This window comes from Arthrobacter sp. MYb23, from assembly GCF_002979775.1.
In the GTDB taxonomy this organism is placed as follows: domain Bacteria; phylum Actinomycetota; class Actinomycetes; order Actinomycetales; family Micrococcaceae; genus Arthrobacter.
This window is the reverse complement of sequence record NZ_PCPR01000012.1, coordinates 15537-32441: the sequence shown is the minus strand read 5'-3', so window position 1 is coordinate 32441 and position 16905 is coordinate 15537. Positions and strand designations below refer to the sequence as shown.

At 62.0% G+C, this 16905-nt stretch carries 16 protein-coding genes; 8 read left to right on the top strand and 8 right to left on the bottom strand.

Annotated features, from left to right (window positions below; genetic code table 11):
- Positions 1-17 precede the first annotated feature (17 nt).
- The 6 genes from CQ020_RS13435 to dxr form a co-directional block, all read right to left on the bottom strand.
- The gene (locus CQ020_RS13435) at positions 18-752 is read right to left on the bottom strand and encodes a hypothetical protein (RefSeq protein WP_105692302.1); all 735 of its coding nucleotides are present in this window, start codon (positions 750-752) and stop codon (positions 18-20) included.
- A gap of 78 nt (positions 753-830) precedes the next feature.
- On the bottom strand, positions 831-1709 hold the full coding sequence (locus tag CQ020_RS13430) for a GNAT family N-acetyltransferase (RefSeq protein WP_105692380.1): 879 nt from the start codon (positions 1707-1709) through the stop codon (positions 831-833).
- Positions 1672-2838 (bottom strand): flavodoxin-dependent (E)-4-hydroxy-3-methylbut-2-enyl-diphosphate synthase, encoded by a 1167-nt coding sequence (gene ispG / locus CQ020_RS13425; protein ID WP_024820317.1) that lies wholly within the window; start codon positions 2836-2838, stop codon positions 1672-1674. Before ispG ends, CQ020_RS13430 begins: the two co-directional genes overlap by 38 nt.
- Before the next feature lie 49 nt (positions 2839-2887).
- On the bottom strand, positions 2888-3181 hold the full coding sequence (locus CQ020_RS13420) for a YciI family protein (protein ID WP_105692301.1): 294 nt from the start codon (positions 3179-3181) through the stop codon (positions 2888-2890).
- Between the two features lie 43 nt (positions 3182-3224).
- Positions 3225-4556: an RIP metalloprotease gene (locus tag CQ020_RS13415; protein WP_105692300.1), complete on the bottom strand. Its 1332-nt coding sequence runs from the start codon at positions 4554-4556 to the stop codon at positions 3225-3227.
- A gap of 31 nt (positions 4557-4587) precedes the next feature.
- Entirely contained in the window at positions 4588-5772 is a 1185-nt protein-coding gene (gene dxr / locus CQ020_RS13410; protein WP_105692299.1) for a 1-deoxy-D-xylulose-5-phosphate reductoisomerase, read from the bottom strand.
- 103 nt (positions 5773-5875) lie between these two features.
- Here dxr and CQ020_RS13405 point away from each other — a divergent pair, with 103 nt between their 5' ends.
- Positions 5876-7336: a lipase maturation factor family protein gene (locus CQ020_RS13405; RefSeq protein ID WP_105692298.1), complete on the top strand. Its 1461-nt coding sequence runs from the start codon at positions 5876-5878 to the stop codon at positions 7334-7336.
- Here CQ020_RS13405 and CQ020_RS13400 read toward each other — a convergent pair.
- Positions 7307-8347, bottom strand: a complete 1041-nt coding sequence (locus CQ020_RS13400) for a LacI family DNA-binding transcriptional regulator (protein ID WP_374955199.1) — start codon at positions 8345-8347, stop codon at positions 7307-7309. The genes CQ020_RS13405 and CQ020_RS13400 overlap by 30 nt on opposite strands.
- Positions 8348-8654: 307 nt before the next feature.
- Here CQ020_RS13400 and CQ020_RS13390 point away from each other — a divergent pair, with 307 nt between their 5' ends.
- Genes CQ020_RS13390 through CQ020_RS13360 form a run of 7 tightly spaced genes read left to right on the top strand, consistent with a single transcriptional unit; the run spans position 8655 to position 15927 of the window.
- Positions 8655-9974, top strand: a complete 1320-nt coding sequence (locus CQ020_RS13390; protein ID WP_105692295.1) for an extracellular solute-binding protein — start codon at positions 8655-8657, stop codon at positions 9972-9974.
- A gap of 4 nt (positions 9975-9978) precedes the next feature.
- On the top strand, positions 9979-10917 hold the full coding sequence (locus CQ020_RS13385; RefSeq protein WP_105692294.1) for a carbohydrate ABC transporter permease: 939 nt from the start codon (positions 9979-9981) through the stop codon (positions 10915-10917).
- The gene (locus tag CQ020_RS13380; protein ID WP_105692293.1) at positions 10917-11816 is read left to right on the top strand and encodes a carbohydrate ABC transporter permease; all 900 of its coding nucleotides are present in this window, start codon (positions 10917-10919) and stop codon (positions 11814-11816) included. The genes CQ020_RS13385 and CQ020_RS13380 overlap by 1 nt, the downstream gene beginning before the upstream one ends.
- Before the next feature lie 32 nt (positions 11817-11848).
- Positions 11849-13069 (top strand): Gfo/Idh/MocA family protein, encoded by a 1221-nt coding sequence (locus CQ020_RS13375; protein WP_105692379.1) that lies wholly within the window; start codon positions 11849-11851, stop codon positions 13067-13069.
- Between the two features lie 11 nt (positions 13070-13080).
- On the top strand, positions 13081-14085 hold the full coding sequence (locus CQ020_RS13370) for a sugar phosphate isomerase/epimerase (protein WP_105692292.1): 1005 nt from the start codon (positions 13081-13083) through the stop codon (positions 14083-14085).
- 49 nt (positions 14086-14134) lie between these two features.
- Complete coding sequence (locus tag CQ020_RS13365; protein ID WP_105692291.1) at positions 14135-14836, top strand: ThuA domain-containing protein; 702 nt, start codon at positions 14135-14137, stop codon at positions 14834-14836.
- The gene (locus CQ020_RS13360; RefSeq protein WP_105692290.1) at positions 14821-15927 is read left to right on the top strand and encodes a Gfo/Idh/MocA family protein; all 1107 of its coding nucleotides are present in this window, start codon (positions 14821-14823) and stop codon (positions 15925-15927) included. The genes CQ020_RS13365 and CQ020_RS13360 overlap by 16 nt, the downstream gene beginning before the upstream one ends.
- Before the next feature lie 82 nt (positions 15928-16009).
- Here the strand turns inward: CQ020_RS13360 and CQ020_RS13355 are convergent, their stop codons facing one another.
- Positions 16010-16861: a CoA ester lyase gene (locus tag CQ020_RS13355; protein ID WP_105692289.1), complete on the bottom strand. Its 852-nt coding sequence runs from the start codon at positions 16859-16861 to the stop codon at positions 16010-16012.
- Between the last annotated feature and the right edge of the window lie 44 nt (positions 16862-16905).

Genomic DNA, 16905 nt, shown 5'->3' with positions numbered 1-16905 from the left:
GAGCCACCGCAACCGGGCTACTTGATGAGCTCCACGGCCTGGTCCAGCAGATTGTTGACGTTTGCCAGCGCGGCCTCTTCAGAACCACCACCCACGCCAACCGTGGTGATCACAACGTTCTGCTTCACCGTTTGCGCCATGATCACGGATCCCTTTTCTCCAGTGGGCAGTTCGGTGTCCATCCGGTAGGCCACCATTGCATTTGCCGGTTTCTTGCCAGCCAGATCCGTGACAGTGAGGGTACTTGCACCGGTGGGACCCGACATTGTCATGGTGCTGCACTGGGCGAGCTGGTCGCTGCTTGCTTCAACCTTGGTCTTGGCATCGTCGCCGAGACCAGCGCCCAAGGAGATAGTGGTCACGCTGGCCGAAGCTGCATCCTGGCTGACACCAACGGCGGCCTTCATGCCGTCCATTGGTTGGGCCATGGAACCCATGGCCATGTCTTTGCAGACGGCGGGCTGAACATCGATCTGGGACATCAAGGCTTTGGTCTGCTCCATCGACCCGGAAAGGTCGGCACTCGACGTCACGCTAAGCCTGGTCCCCTGCTTGTCTTTAATCTGGCCCAGTACCGTGTTCAGTTCTTCGAGCGTGAAGTCCTTTGCCGGCGTCGGCGTAGGCGTGGGTGCAGCCGTCTCACTGGCTGGAGCGGACGCAGCGTCCGTGGAAGTACCGGCACCACCGCATGCGGTGAGGCCCATAACCAGCAGTCCAGAAACGGCAAAGCCGCGCAGCGCATTCTTATTCATTTGTTGTTCCCCGGGAAAGTGTGAGTGATTGGTGGCGTGCGCCAACCGAGATAAGACTACAAGCAGCGCCACCTGGGGCTAGAACAGGACCGTGGCGAAGGTTCCCACTTGTTCGAAGCCCACACGTTCATAGGTGGCCCGTGCTTTGGTGTTGTAGTCGTTGACGTAAAGGCTCGTCACCGGCGCGAAAGTTCGCGAGAGATTTACGACGGCGGCCATGTAGCCCCCGCTTTGGCCGCGTCCCCGCAACTCGGGATTCATCCATACGCCTTGAACCTGGGTGACGTCCCGCGTGACTGCCCCCAGCTCGGCTTTGAAGACCACTGTGCCGTTGGCGTCGATGTGGACCAGCGAGTGGCCCTCCCGAATGAGCCCTGCAACGCGCCTGCTATAGAACTCCTGCCCTCCGAGGAACGGAGAGTAACCCACCTCTTCTTCAAACATGGCGGCGCAGGCGGGCAGAATGCGATCAAAGTCCCCCATGGAGCCAAAGGTCAGGGCCGGATTGGCCCTGACTATGGGAGGACCTGAAATGGTGAGCAGTGGTTGTCGGGAGCGCACTTCGTGCGCAGCGTGGCCCAGTTGCTCAAAACGAGCATAGAGGGCCATCACGGTGTCGGCCGGACCGAAAATGGACGCGTAACGGCGCCCTGTTTCGTGGGCAGCGGTGGCCACATACCCCGCCAGGCCGGGATCTAGCTGCACCGGGACGAGGTTTGCACCCGCCCAGCATGCGCCGAGAAGCGTTTGGCCGTCGAACACTCCGAAAATACAGGCACCCCCGCTGGTGGGCGCCGCTGAACCAGTACTTTCCACATGGGCGAGGATGAACACATTGGCCACCACATCCTCGCTTGCAAGCGCGCGAAGAGCCAGGGTGTCGGCACTGCCGAGCACCCTGACTCCCAAGCCGTTCTCGTTACGAGACGCTAACCACGGGGCTACCCTTGACAGCATCTTCGCCATCGGCCTCCCCCATCTCTTCGGCGATGCGCATGGCCTCTTCGATCAGTGTCTCAACAATTTCGCTCTCAGGCACAGTCTTGATGACTTCGCCCTTCACGAAAATCTGGCCCTTGCCGTTTCCGGAGGCCACTCCGAGGTCGGCTTCGCGTGCTTCGCCGGGTCCGTTGACGACGCATCCCATCACGGCCACACGCAAGGGAATCTCCATGCCTTCCAAACCTGCAGTAACCTGCTCGGCCAGCGTGTACACGTCCACCTGGGCGCGGCCACAAGACGGGCAGGAGACGATCTCGAGCTTGCGCGGGCGCAGATTCAAGGACTGCAGGATCTGGTTGCCCACCTTGATTTCCTCCACCGGAGGAGCAGAGAGGGACACGCGAATGGTGTCGCCAATGCCGCGGGACAGGAGCGCACCGAACGCCGTGGCGGACTTGATGGTGCCCTGGAATGCCGGTCCGGCTTCAGTGACGCCGAGGTGCAAGGGCCAGTCGCCTTGCTCGGCGAGCATCTCATAGGCGGCCACCATGATCACGGGGTCGTTGTGCTTGACGGAGATCTTGAAGTCATGGAAGCCGTGCTCCTCGAAGAGGGAAGCTTCCCAGACTGCGGATTCAACCAACGCTTCCGGGGTGGCCTTGCCGTACTTCTTCATGATGCCGGGCTCAAGGGAGCCTGCGTTGACGCCAATCCGGATGGATGTTCCATGGTCCCGGGCCGCTGCAGCGATTTCCTTGACCTGGTCATCGAACTTGCGGATATTGCCCGGATTCACCCGGACTGCAGCACAGCCGGCCTCAATGGCGGCGAAGACGTACTTCGGTTGGAAGTGGATATCCGCGATCACGGGAATCTGGGACTTACGGGCAATGATCGGCAATGCCTCGGCGTCGTCGGCAGACGGGCAGGCAACGCGCACGATGTCGCATCCGGAAGCCGTCAGTTCAGCGATCTGCTGGAGGGTGGCGTTGATATCCGTAGTGGGGGTGGTGGTCATGGACTGAACGCTGATGGGCGAGTCAGAACCGACGCCAACGGACCCTACCTTGATCTGCCGCGTCTTACGGCGCGGGGCAAGGACGGGGGGTGGGGCTGCTGGCATTCCCAGGCTGACCGAGGTCACGTGGACTCCTTGGGTTAGGGGTGGATCGTTGTGGTGAAGGACGTCCGGACTAGGACGCGTGGGCAGCCAGGACGCCAATAATGGGCGACCATTCCGTGGTGCGGATACCCGCGATAACGCCGGCTTCGGCGAACGGATCCTGCTTGAGGAGGTCATTGAGTTCGGCTTCGTCAGCGGACTTGAAGATCAGCAGAGCGCCGGCGCCGTCACCGTAGGGGCCACTGGCAAGCAGTTTGCCTTCCTCGGCCAGTTCCCCGAGCCAGGAACGGTGCGCAGGGCGGGCTTCGTCGCGGAGGGCGCCCGAATCGGCGACGTATACGTACTCAACAGCGAAAACAGTCATGGAGCTAGCCTATCCCGCATACTGAACGGAAAATGCTCACTGCTCAGCCGAAAATGTTCACCGGCTTGACGATGTCCGCGTAGATCAGGAGTGCACCCATGGCCATCAGCAGCGCTGCGACAACGTACGTGGCCGGCAACAGCTTGGCAATGTCGAAGGCTCCCGGGTCCGGTTTGCCCAACAGCTTGGCCACCCGACGCCGGGCACCTTCGTAGAGCGCGCCAGCCACATGGCCGCCGTCCAGAGGCAAGAGCGGGATGAGGTTGAAGATGGCCAGCGCGAAGTTGAGCCCGGCCAACAACCCGATCAAAGTGCCGATCCGTGCCTGCATGGGTACTTGTTCCATGGCCGCTACCTCGCCGGCAACCCGGCCGACGCCCACCACGCTGATGGGTCCGTTGGGGTCACGGGGTTCCTCGCTGAAGGCTGCTTTTGCCACCCCAACCACTCTTGCTGGCAGGTTGAAGATCACACCGGATATCTGCTTGATGTTTTCTCCGGCCATGGGCAGAACGGCCGACGCCGGTTGGGGAACCAAGGCGCTTTGGGCTCCGATACCCAGGAAGCCGACCTCCTGGTACTGCAAGACTCCGTTGGCGTCTTGTGCTTGCCGCCCGTCGGGGCCCACCACGGGCCGGGAGGAGAGCACAGGAGTTACGGTGGTCTCCAGGGATGCCCCGTTGCGCATCACGGTGACGGGAACGTCCTTCCCGGCGGAGGTCCGGATCCAGCTGGTGAGTTCGTCCCAGCTGGTGACGGCTTTGCCGTCGAAAGAAGTGATGGTGTCATTCGGCTGGAGCCCTGCGGCCGCTGCAGGGGTCAGCTTGCAATCGGCGGAATCCGGGTCAACAGTCTCCCCTGCGGCAACCTGGCACTTGGAGACGTCCGCAATGGTGGTGGTTGCCTGGGCTGTGCCAAAGCCCATGAGCAGGACGGCCAGAAGGATCAACCCGATCAGCATGTTCATGGCGGGTCCGCCGAGCATGACGATGATCTTCTTCCAGACAGGGAGCTTGTAGAAGACGCGGTTCTCGTCGCCAGGTCCCACTTCCTCGTGTGCCATGGAACGCGCCTCGGTGGCGAGGGTCTGGAACATGCCTGTGCTGGAGGGGCGAACGGTGCCGTCTTCTTTGTTCGGCGGGTACATACCGATCATGGACACGTAGCCACCCAGCGGAAGCGCTTTGAAGCCGTACTCGGTTTCGCCCTTCTTCCTGGACCACAGTGTTGGCCCAAAGCCGATCATGTACTTGGTAACGCGCACTTTGAAGAGCTTCGCGGGCACAAGGTGGCCCACCTCGTGCAGCGCGATGGAAACAGCTACGCCGATCGCGACGAAGACGACTCCGAGGATGAAGAGAAGGACGGGACTCATGCCGGTGGGACTGCTTCCGTAAGGTTGTGGGCTACAGGGCGCTGCTGGCTAAACGATCAAGGGTTCGGGCACGTGCCCACCTCTCAGCATCCAGCACGGACTCCACCGTTAGCTCTGAAGAGCCTGAATGTTCGCTGAGGACGGATTCAACGGTATCCACAATGTCCGTGAAGCGGATGCGCCCGGCGTGGAAGGCCCCTACTGCTTCCTCATTGGCGGCGTTAAAGACAGCGGGGAAGGTGCTGCCCTGTTTGGCGGCGTCCTTGGCGAGGTCCACGGCCGGGAAGGCTACGGTATCCAGGGGCTCGAAGGTCCAACTGGTGGCTTGGGTCCAGTCGCAAGCCTTGGCGGCACGCGGGACCCTGTCCGGCCAGCCCAGTCCGAGCGCGATGGGCAGGCGCATGTCCGGAGGTGATGCTTGGGCAATGATGGAGCCATCCACGAACTGGACCATGGAGTGCACCACCGACTGCGGGTGGACCACAACATCGATCCTGTCCAACGGAACATCGAACAACAGGTGTGCCTCAATGACTTCCAGGCCCTTGTTGACGAGGCTGGCCGAGTTTGTGGTGACCATGAGGCCCATGTCCCAGGTGGGGTGGGCAAGGGCTTCCTGCGGAGTGACGTGGTGAAGTTGCTCCCGTGTGCGGCCCCGGAACGGGCCACCGGATGCCGTCAGGATCAGCTTTTCAACTTCCTGGTCGGTGCCCGAACGCAGGCACTGGGCGATAGCGGAGTGCTCTGAGTCGACAGGGACGATCTGGCCGGGGCTGGCGGCGGCTTTGACCAGGGCGCCGCCGACTATCAGCGATTCCTTATTGGCCAGTGCCAAGGTGGCCCCTGTGCCAAGGGCAGCCAAGGTTGGTGCCAGCCCGATGGAACCGGTGATGCCGTTCAGGACGACGTCGCAGTCAATGGCTGCTATCCGGGTGGAGGCGTCCGGCCCGGCAAAGATCTCCGGAGCAAAGTTGCGTACGCGTGCCTCGGTGGCGGCAGCGTCAATCAAGCGACGAAGGGCTTCTGGATCTCCCGTGGCAATTCCCACAGCTTGCGCCCTGGTGTGGACCGCCTGCTGTGCCAAGAGCTCGAGGTTCCCGCCTCCCGCGCTCAGGGCCACCACCTCGAAACGGTGTGGTGCGGCATCAACGACGTCAATCGCTTGTGTGCCAATGGAACCGGTGGACCCGAGGATGACGATCTTGCGCGGCTGCATGACTTAAGTATCCCTGCCACTGCCGGGGGCCGCGAACGGGCGCAAGCGTATGTGGAAAACCGATACCGCTTGACCAAGCCCCTGCCCTGCGTACCGTGGAACCGTGGAGTGGTTGTCCTGGTTCGATGCGCGGGACTACGAATTTGCCCGGCAGGTGTTGCAGCGTGGCACAGCCGCGCTGTACGTGGTTGCCTTCCTCTCCACGTTGAACCAGTTCCCGGCGCTTCTCGGCGAGCGCGGACTGTTGCCGGTACCTGCTTTCCTGGACATGGCCCGCCGGCTGGGCCGGCCCACCCTGTTCCGGTGGCGCTACTCCGACGCGCTGCTCCGGGCTGTGTGCTGGACGGGCATCGCTGTGTCCTTTCTGCTGGTCATCGGCCTGCCCCAAACGGGCCCTCCGTGGCTGCCCATGCTGGCTTTCCTTGCCCTGTGGTTCCTCTATATGTCGATTGTGAATGTAGGCCAGACGTTCTACGGCTTTGGTTGGGAGATCCTTCTCCTCGAAGCTGGCTTCACGGTGGCTTTCCTTGGCTCCGACCAGACTCCCCCACCGACGACCATCCTCATACTTGTTCTGTGGCTGCTGTTCCGGCTTGAGTTCGGTGCCGGCATGATCAAGATCCGCGGCGGACGCGAGTGGCGGGATATGACGGCGATGTTCTACCACCACGAGACACAGCCGATGCCCGGCCCGCTGAGCAGGCAAGCTCATCTCCTGCCGCGTCCGCTGCACAAAATTGAAGTGGCGGGTAACCATGTCGCGCAGTTGGTGGTGCCGTTCTTCCTCTTTGCCCCTCAGCCGCTGGCCAGCATCGCCGCCGGCATCATCGTCCTCACACAACTGTGGCTGGTGGTCACCGGCAACTTTGCCTGGCTGAACTGGGTGGCCATCGTCCTGGCTTTCGCGGCCGTCAGCGACCCTGTCGCCCACGCAGTCGCTCCGTTCATTCCGCTGGAGTGGCACGCAGGTGCCGATACCCCCGTCTGGTGGCTCGCCGTCGTCGTGCTTGTCACGGTTCTGTTGCTGGTGTTCAGTTACCGGCCCCTCCTCAACCTGTTCTCGAGCCATCAGCTGATGAATGCCAGCTTCAACCGGTGGCGCCTGGTGAACGCCTACGGCGCCTTTGGAACGGTGACCAAGCAAAGGATCGAGATCGTGGTGGAGGGCACGTTGGCCGAGGAGCCCGACATCCCGGATGAGCACTGGCTTGAGTACGCTTTCAAGGGAAAGCCCGGCGATGTCCGTCGGCTCCCCCGGCAATGGGCGCCGTACCATCTGCGCTTGGATTGGCTCATGTGGTTCCTGCCTCTGCGGACGGTCCATGAGGACTGGTTTTACACGTTCCTGGACAAACTGCTTGAGGCCGATGAGGCCACGCTTGGGCTGCTTCGCGATGACCCGTTCGACGGCGAACGTCCCCGTTGGGTGCGGGCGCGCAGCTACCTGTACCGTTTCGCCAGCCGTGCAGAGTTCCGGGAGACGGGCGAACGCTGGGTGCGGGTGCTGTTGTGTGACGCTGTCCCGCCCGTGCAGCTAAGTCCTGGGCGCCGCCTTGCCGGGTGAGGCTGGTTCCCTTGGCGGCGCCGTGGACTCCCGGACCACCAAATGGGTGGCAAGTTCCACGCGGCGGGAATCGATCTCTTCACCCTGCATTTGGCGAAGGATGAAGTTCAGCGCGGAACGCCCTATCTCCTGAAGCGGCTGGCTCACTGACGTGAGGGGTGGCGTGGACTCTTCGGCCTGGTATGTTCCGTCGAACCCCACGAGACTCATTTCCTCGGGAATCCGGATGTCCTGCCGGCGCGCCTCGGCCAGGACGCCCATGGCGATACTGTCGCTTCCGGCGAAGACGGCCGTGGGCGGATCTTCCAAGGCCACCAGCTTCTTGAAGGCCGCCGCTCCATTCTCGGGCCTGAACTGGCCCGCGGAAACGTATTCGTGTTCAACGGTGATCCCCTCGGCCATCAACGCGGCCATGTAGCCGTGGAGCCGGGCCTGGCTGCATTCGGCGGTGGCGGGACCCCCGATGTAGGCAATGCGTCGATGCCCCAGTTCCAGGAGGTGGGTGGCGGCGACCTTCCCGCCTGCCCAGTTGCTGGCACCCACGCTGAACAGATCAGCCGGGGGCGGGTTCAGGGGGTCGATCACCACTATGGGGATCTGGCGCCTTTGGAAGGCTTCGAGCTGCGCTGTCCCGAACGCCGACGTCACCACGATCATGCCGCTGCGTCCTTCATCGACCATGCGCTGGGCACGTTCCTCCGGACCCAGCGGGGGTGCTGCCTGCAGGCCGGTCACCGACAGGATGACTTCCATGTCCGAGACGTTGGCCTGCTCCATGATCCCTTTGAGGACTTCCATGTTGTAGGCAGAGTTCAGGGAATCAAACACCGCTTCCACGGTCCGCTGGGCAGGGTTGGCCTTGCGTTGGAGGGGTGATTTGTACCCGGTCCTTTGCAGGGCGGCCAGGACGCGGGCGCGGGTACTTTGAGCCACGTCCTCACGCCCGTTGACCACTTTGGAGACGGTGGGTACCGAGACTCCCACCTCTCGCGCGACGGCGGAAAGGGTCATCTTGGAGGGTCGTTCATCTAGGCTCACGGTTTACCGCTTTCGAAAAGTTTCGGTTGCTGACAGTCTGCATCGGAGTCATCCTCCCCGTCAATCCAGCAGCAACCAGAACGAAACTGTTCACGAAAAAGGGTTGACGGTGATGCGCGTCACGGCTAGGTTTGGTTGGCACTTCCGAAAGGACTTCCGAAACATTTCGAAAAGTTGCTGGAGCTGGGAATCGAAGTTGATCCTCAGACCGCGAAGTGCGGCTTTTACACGCACAACCGGGCAATCAGCGTCGAGCCCGAAGGACGAATGGAAACTGCACATGAATAATCTCAAGTTGCGCACCGCCGGAATGGCCGTTTCTGCAGCCGCTTTGTCGATCTCACTCGTAGCCTGCGGGTCCTCAGGTCCGGCCGGAACAGGAGCCTCGGCGGACTCGGCAACCATGTGGGGACTGACCGGTGGTGACCAGCCGGTGTTCCAAGCATCCGTGGACTCCTGGAACAAGTCGCACCCCGACTCCACCATCAAGCTCGACTTCTTTGCCAACGACGCCTACAAGACCAAGGTCCGCACGGCCGTCGGCGCAGGCCAAGGACCCACCCTCGTTTACGGCTGGGGCGGCGGAGTACTTAAGTCTTACGTCGATGCTGGTCAGGTGGATGACCTGACGGGATTCCTCAAAGAGAACCCTGACGTCCAAAGCCGTTACCTTCCCTCCATCCTCGAAAGCGGCGTGATCGAGGGCAAGACCTACGCACTGCCCAACAACAAGGTGCAGCCCGTTGTTCTCTATTACAACAAGGAAGTCTTCGAGAAGATCGGAGCACAACCGCCCAAGACCTGGGATGAGCTCATGGCGTTGGTACCCAAGTTCAAGGATGCCGGCGTGGCACCATTCTCCCTGGGGGGCCAGTCCAAGTGGCCGGACCTGATGTGGCTTGAATACCTCGTGGACCGGATCGGCGGCCCTGAAGTTTTCGCGAACATCGCGGCCAACAAGCCGAACGCCTGGTCAGACCCGGCAGTCATAGAGGCACTGACCAAGATCCAGGAACTCGTGGACGCCGGCGGCTTCATCAACGGCTTCTCCTCCATTGCCGCTGACAGCAACGCAGACCAGGCCCTGTTGTACACAGGTAAGGCAGCCATGATTCTGCAGGGCAGCTGGATCTACCAAGGCATGAAGAAGGACGCGGCTGACTTCGTTTCAAGCGGCAAGCTTGGTTACACCCCCTTCCCCACCGTTGAGGGCGGCAAGGGTGATCCGGCAAACGTTGTGGGAAACCCGTCCAACTTCTGGTCCGTTTCTTCCAAGGCCACGGAAGAGCAGAAGAAGACTGCCCTGGAATACGTCAAGGACGGAATGTTCAACGATGAGAACGTCCAAGGCCTGATCGACTCAGGAGCTGTACCTGTGGTCACCGGCATTGAGGACAAGCTCGCAGCCTCCCCTGACAAGGACTTCCTGACTTACGTGTACGGCATGGCCAAGGATGCCCCGGACTTCACGCTTTCCTGGGACCAGGCACTGAGCCCCGCCCAAGGAGATGCCATGCTGGCCAACCTCGACCAGATCTTCCTTAAAAAAATCACTCCTGAGCAGTTCGCTTCCACTATGAACGCGACGATCGGGAAGTAATCCAGTGTCCACTGCTACCACCACTCCACGGCGGGAGTTGGGCACTGGACGCACCGCGGGCACCCGACGGACCTTGGAAAAGGGTCCGTCAGGGTGGCTTGCTGTCCCAGCCCTGGCATTCTTCATGCTCTTCGCCATCCTCCCGCTCCTGGGAGTCCTGTTCCTGAGCTTCACCAGCTGGGACGGCCTGGGCGAAATCAAGCTGGATGGACTGTCCAGCTGGAACACGGTCCTGGCCGATCCCGTCACAGGCAACGCCCTGTTGGTGACGGCCAAGATCATGTTCTTCTCCTTCATTGTCCAGGCACCCATCAGCCTCCTGCTCGGCGTCTTCACCGCTGCAAGCCAGAAGTACCGGGCGGCTTTGGCTGTGCTCTACTTCGTGCCACTGCTCCTGTCGTCCGCGGCTGTGGCCATCGCCTTCAAGGCGCTGCTGGATCCGAACTTCGGGCTCGGCCCGGGCCTGGGCCTACCATTCCTGGCGCAGGACTGGCTGGGTAACTCTGACCTCGTCTTGTTCGTGGTGGTCTTCGTGATCGCCTGGCAGTTCGTGCCCTTCCACACCCTGATCTACCAAGGCGGCGTGCGACAGATTCCCGCTTCACTGTACGAAGCTGCCCAAATTGACGGAGCCGGCCGCATCCAGCAGTTCTTCAACATCACCTTGCCGCAGCTGAAGTACACCATGATCACCTCCTCCACCCTCATGGTGGTGGGATCCCTGGCGTACTTCGACCTGATCTTCGTCCTGACCGCCGGCGGCCCGGGCTACTCCACCAGACTCCTGCCGCTGCATATGTACCTCACGGGCTTCAAAGCCAACGACATGGGGGCTGCGAGCGCCTTGGGCGTCATCCTCGTTGTCATCGGCCTGGCCTTGGCATTGTTCCTGCAACGACTCGGCGGCAAAAACCGCAACGCCAGCCAATTGGAAGGTGCGTAATGACTTCCACCACTGAACTCCCCACAGCACCGGCGGCGTTGCCCCAACCGGCAACCACCCGCCGTCGGCCCACAAAGCTTGGCCGTTCGCGGCCAAACTTCCTGGGCGGCCTGGGCGGCTGGCTTTGGCTGGCGATCATCATTGTGCCGGTGTACTACGTGGTGATCACCAGCCTGAAGAACCAGGCAGGGTTCTTCACCTCCAACCCGATGCTGCCACCGGCCGAGCCAACGTTGGACAACTACAAGCTTGTTCTGGAGAACGACTTCGCCAAGTACTTCGCCAACAGCCTTATTGTCACCGTGGGCAGTGTGGTTCCGGCGCTCTTTGTCGCCTTCATGGCCGCCTATGCCATTGTGCGCGGCAAGGGCAGGTTCCTCAGCTGGACCAACAACGTCTTCCTGTTGGGCTTGGCCATTCCGCTGCACGCAACCATCATCCCCATCTACTGGATGATCACCAAGGCCCACATGTACGACACTTTGTTGGCGCTGATCCTGCCCTCCATTGCCTTCGCAATCCCCGTGTCGGTGCTCATCCTCTCCAACTTCATGCGGGATGTTCCCAATGAACTTTTTGAGTCGATGCGGCTGGACGGCTGCTCTGACTGGGCCATGATGTGGCGCCTGGCGTTGCCCATGACCAAGCCCGCTGTCATCACGGTTGGCATCTACAACGCACTGCATGTGTGGAACGGCTTCCTGTTCCCGCTGATCCTTACACAAAGCCCGGACACCAGGGTTCTGCCGTTGTCACTGTGGACCTTCCAGGGTGAGTTCAGCGTCAACATCCCCGCGGTGCTCGCCTCCGTGGTACTGGCCACTCTTCCCCTGCTGGTGATCTACGTCGTGGCGCGCCGGCAGTTGCTCAGCGGCCTCACGGCAGGTTTCAGCAAGTAGCCGGCCTGATGACCAACCAGAAAGGACTTCCTTTGACACAATCCAGACCCCTGCGCGTTGGCATGGTGGGTTATGCCTTCATGGGCGCCGCCCACTCCCACGCCTGGCGGACAGCGCCGCGCTTCTTCGACCTGCCGCTTGCTCCGGAACTGACCGCTGTGGCGGGAAGAAACGAGGATGGCGTCCGGGCAGCGGCTAGTAAATACGGTTGGGCCTCCGTCGAGACCGATTGGCGCCGCCTCATTGATCGCGACGACATCGACCTCATCGACATCTGCACTCCCGGCAACACCCACGCCGAGATAGCTATTGCAGCGCTAGAAGCCGGCAAGCACGTCCTCTGCGAGAAGCCCTTGGCCAACTCGGTGGAGGAAGCAGAAAAGATGACGCTGGTGGCCCGGTCCGCGGCCGAATGCGGAGTGCTCTCCATGTGCGGCTTCAGTTACCGACGCACCCCTGCACTGGCCTTGGCCAAGCGGATGGTGGAGGACGGCCGGTTGGGCGACATCAGGCACGTCCGCGCGCAGTACCTTCAGGACTGGCTCAGCGACGCCGACGCGCCGTTGACCTGGCGCCTGGACAAGTCCAAATCCGGGTCCGGTTCGCTGGGCGACATCGGCGCGCACAGCATCGACGCCGCCCAGTGGATCACGGGACTGAACATCTCCGGTGTCTCTGCGTTGCTGGAGACCTTTGTGAAGGAGCGCCCGGTGGGCGGGGACTTTGTGGGCCTGGGCGGTCACGGTGGCGCCGGTGGTCCGCGCGGTCCGGTCACCGTGGATGACGCTGCGCTGTTCACGGCCCGCTTTGAGGCACAGCACGACGCCGGTGCTGACGCCGACTCCCGCGGCCGCGCCGCCGCCGGGCCAATCGGCATCTTCGAAGCAACCCGTTTTGCCTTGGGACGCAAGAACGCCATGCGCCTGGAACTCAACGGCACCAAAGGGTCAATCGCCTTTGACTTCGAAGACATGAACTCATTGCAGTACTACGATTCCGCGCTGGAACCTGACGCCGGTTTCCGCAAGATCATGGTCACCGAGCCGTCCCACCCCTACACCGCCAACTGGTGGCCCACCGGTCACGGCCTCGGATATGAGCACGGCTTCACCCATCAGGTGGTGGACCTCGTCACTGCCATCGGCGCAGGCGAGCAGCCCACGCCGTCGTTCGCTGACGCTTTGCAGGTGCAAAAGGTGCTGGCCGCCGTAGAAGCCAGCGCAGAAAACGCCAGCCGCTGGCAGAACGTGTGAAAGGAACCATCATGAACAGACCTATCACTCTATTCACTGGTCAGTGGGCCGACCTTCCGTTCGAGGAAGTTGCACGGCTCGCCGGAGAGTGGGGCTTCGACGGCTTGGAGATCGCCTGCTGGGGAGATCATTTGGACCCCCAGCGGGTGGTTGAGGATGACAGCTACCTGCAGGGCAAGCTGGATATCCTGGAGAAGCACGGGCTGTCCGTCCATGCGATCGCCAACCACCTCACAGGGCAAGCGGTGTGCGATAACCCCATTGATGAACGCCACCAGGACATTCTCAGCCCTTCAGTCTGGGGCGACGGTGAGCCGGAGGGTGTCCGTCGACGGGCCGCGGAAGCCATGAAGATTACAGCACGTGCTGCGGCAAGGTTGGGGGTGAAGACGGTCACGGGATTCACGGGCTCGTCCATTTGGAAATGCGTGGCCATGTTCCCACCCGCATCCGAGGCCATGATCGAGCGCGGCTACCAGGACTTCGCAGACCGGTGGAACCCCATCATGGACGTCTTTGATGAAGTGGGCGTCCGCTTTGCTCTGGAGGTCCACCCTTCTGAAATCGCCTACGACTACTGGACCACAAAACGGACCTTGGACGTCATAGGACACCGGGCGAACTTTGGCCTCAACTTCGACCCCTCACATTTCATCTGGCAAGACCTGGACCCTGCGATGTTCTTGCAGGATTTCGCGGAAAAGATCTTCCACGTCCACGTGAAAGAGTCTGTCCGGCAACTCAACGGACGGAACGGCAGGTTGGGTTCGCACCTTCCATGGGCTGATCCCCGCCGGGGGTGGGACTTCGTCACTGCCGGCCATGGCGACGTGAACTGGGAGCCGATCTTCCGCACGCTCAACGCCATCGGCTACGAAGGCCCCACCAGCATCGAGTGGGAGGATGCTGGCATGGACCGGCTGGTCGGTGCTCCCCAGGCGCTGGGCATGGTCCGCGAACTGGCGGCCATACGACCTCCGGCTGCCGCTTTCGATGCTGCCTTTGCCACGCGTTGATCTCAACAATCCCTGACTCACTGACACAAGCCCCGAAACGAAGGAACCCATGACAAGCAACAACAAGACAGCGCTGGTGGTTCGCGGCGGCTGGGACGGACACCAGCCGGTGGAAGCCACAGAGCTTTTCATCCCCTACCTGAAAGACAACGGCTACGACGTCCGCGTGGAGGAATCCCCCAAGATCTACGCCGACCCCGACTACATGGCGGGCGTGGACCTGATCGTGCAATGCATGACCATGACCACCATCGAGAAGGACGAGTTCGAGGGGCTCCGCGCGGCAGTTGAAAACGGCACGGGTTTGGCCGGCTGGCACGGCGGGATCGCTGATTCCTACCGCAACAACTCGGACTACCTGCACCTGATAGGTGGCCAGTTCGCCTGCCACCCCGGCAAGCATGCCGATGAGCAGATCGGCGAGCAGTCAGATAACTACGTTCCTTATACCGTCAATATGCTGCCTGCCGCGTCCGAGCATCCCATCACTCAGGGAATCGGCGATTTCGACCTCGTTACGGAACAGTACTGGGTCCTGGCCGACGACTACATCGATGTCTTGGCCACCACTACCCAGAAAGTCCGCGAGTGGGACCCTTGGAACCGCGAAGTCACTTCGCCGGCCATCTGGACCCGCCAGTGGGGCAAGGGGAAGATCTTTGTCTGCACCCCGGGCCACCACGTGGACATCCTCCAGGACAGCAACGTCCGTACCATCGTTGAAAGGGGCATGCTGTGGGCAAGCCGCTAAATGTAGGAGTCATCGGCTGTGGAGCCATCATTGCCCAGTACCTGGCTAACTTCCGCCAGCTGGATTCCATCAACCTCGTGGCAGTCGCGGACCTCGATCCGGCGCGGGCGCAGGCAGTAGCCGACTCGTACGACGGTGTTCGGGCACTGAGCGTGGACGAACTCCTGGCCGCCGAGGATGTGGACCTCGTCCTGAACCTCACCATCCCTGCCGCCCACGCTGACATTGCGCTGAAGGCCATCGCGGCCGGAAAGTCCGTCTACGGTGAAAAGCCGCTGGCTGCCACCACGGCCGAAGCACAGCAAGTGCTGGATGCGGCTTTTGCGGCGGGAGTTACCGTGGGCTGCGCACCGGACACCGTGTTGGGCACCGGCATCCAGACGGCCCGGAAGGCCATCGACGACGGCCTGATCGGCGCGCCGATATCGGCAACCGCCACCATGGCAACGCCGGGTCATGAGCGCTGGCACCCGAACCCCGACTTCTACTACCAGCCCGGCGGCGGACCCCTGCTGGACATGGGCCCGTACTACGTCTCGGCACTGGTAACCCTGCTGGGGCCCGTGGTTTCGGTGATAGGCGCTGCAAGCCACACCCGCGGCGAGCGCACCATTGGTTCGGGTCCGCGTCAGGGACAGGTGGTTCCGGTAGACATCGACTCGCACGTCACCGGCGTCCTGGTGCATGCATCCGGGGCGTTGTCGACGCTGTTCATGAGCTTCGACGCCGTCAAGACCAAGAGCTCCAACATCGAGATCCACGGTGAAACGGGTTCGCTGATCGTGCCGGACCCCAATCATTTCGACGGCGATGTGCAACTGTTCGCGCTGGGCGCCGACGATTGGGAAACACTCCCCGTCTCCGCAGGCTACGTGAACTCGGGCCGGGGCTTTGGCATTGCGGACCTCGCCGCGACCCCTGCCGGGCAGGAACCCCGGGCGGGCGGCCAGTTGGCGTTCCACGCTTTGGACGTTATGGAATCGGTGCTGGAATCGGCCAAGAGCGGTCAGGCGGTGGCCATCAAGAGCACGGCCCCGCGGCCTGCTGTGGTTGAGCTGACGGAGCTGGTGGAGCACAAGGCGCTGGTCTAGCGCTCTGACCGCCCGCCGAGACTGCAGTTAATGCCCATGTTTCGCGGAAACATGGGCATTAACTGTCAACTCGCGGGGTGCCCTACTGTGAGACGTGCCGCCCGGCCCGGCGAAGGGTCGCTTCGGCGTGCTTGAGGATAGGGCCGTCGATCATCTTGCCCTTGAACTGGAACACTCCTGTACCTGCAGATGCGGCCGCTTCCAGGAGTTCAGTGGCTTGGGCTACGGCTTCGTCGGTGGGCGCGTAGGCCGCCCGTACTACAGCTACTTGGTTTGGATGGATGCAGGCTTTTGCTCCGAAGCCACTGGCCACTGCGTCCTGCGACTCAGCCGCCAAACCTTCGAGATCCGGGATGTTCACGTACACGGAGTCGATTGCTTCCTTGCCTGCGGCTTTGGCGGCGAGCAGAACAGCGGAGCGTGAGTGAAGCGCGACAGCCCGGTAACCGCCGTCGTCGTGCCTGCTGGAAAGGCCACCGAGGGAAGCCAGGAGGTCCTCGGCACCCCACATGAGCCCCACCACGTTCGGCTCGGCGGCGATGGCTGAGGAATTAACGATGCCCGCGGCGGTTTCGCACAGCGCGATGACCTGATACCCCTCAAGAGACCTGAGTTGCTCAGCACCCTCCGCCTTGGCCAGCATGACCGTACGGTAGGGCGTCTTGGCCAAAGTCTGGAGATCGAGCTCGAACTCCGGCGTCCCCACGGGACTGACCCGGACAATGGTGCGCTTTGGGTCAAGGCCGCCTTTACCCAACTGCTGGAGAATTGCCTCGCGGGCCGCCGGCTTGTCCGCAGGAGCTACTGCATCTTCAAGGTCCAGGATGACGGCATCGGAACGATCCGCTGCCTTTCCGAAACGCTCCGGCCGGTCTGCAGGGCAGAAAAGGAGAGCCGGGCCCATGGTGAACGGAGTTGCGTCTGAAGAAAGCATGAAAGTCCTTGCTGCTGGGTGCCCTGCGAAGTCATGGAAAGGGT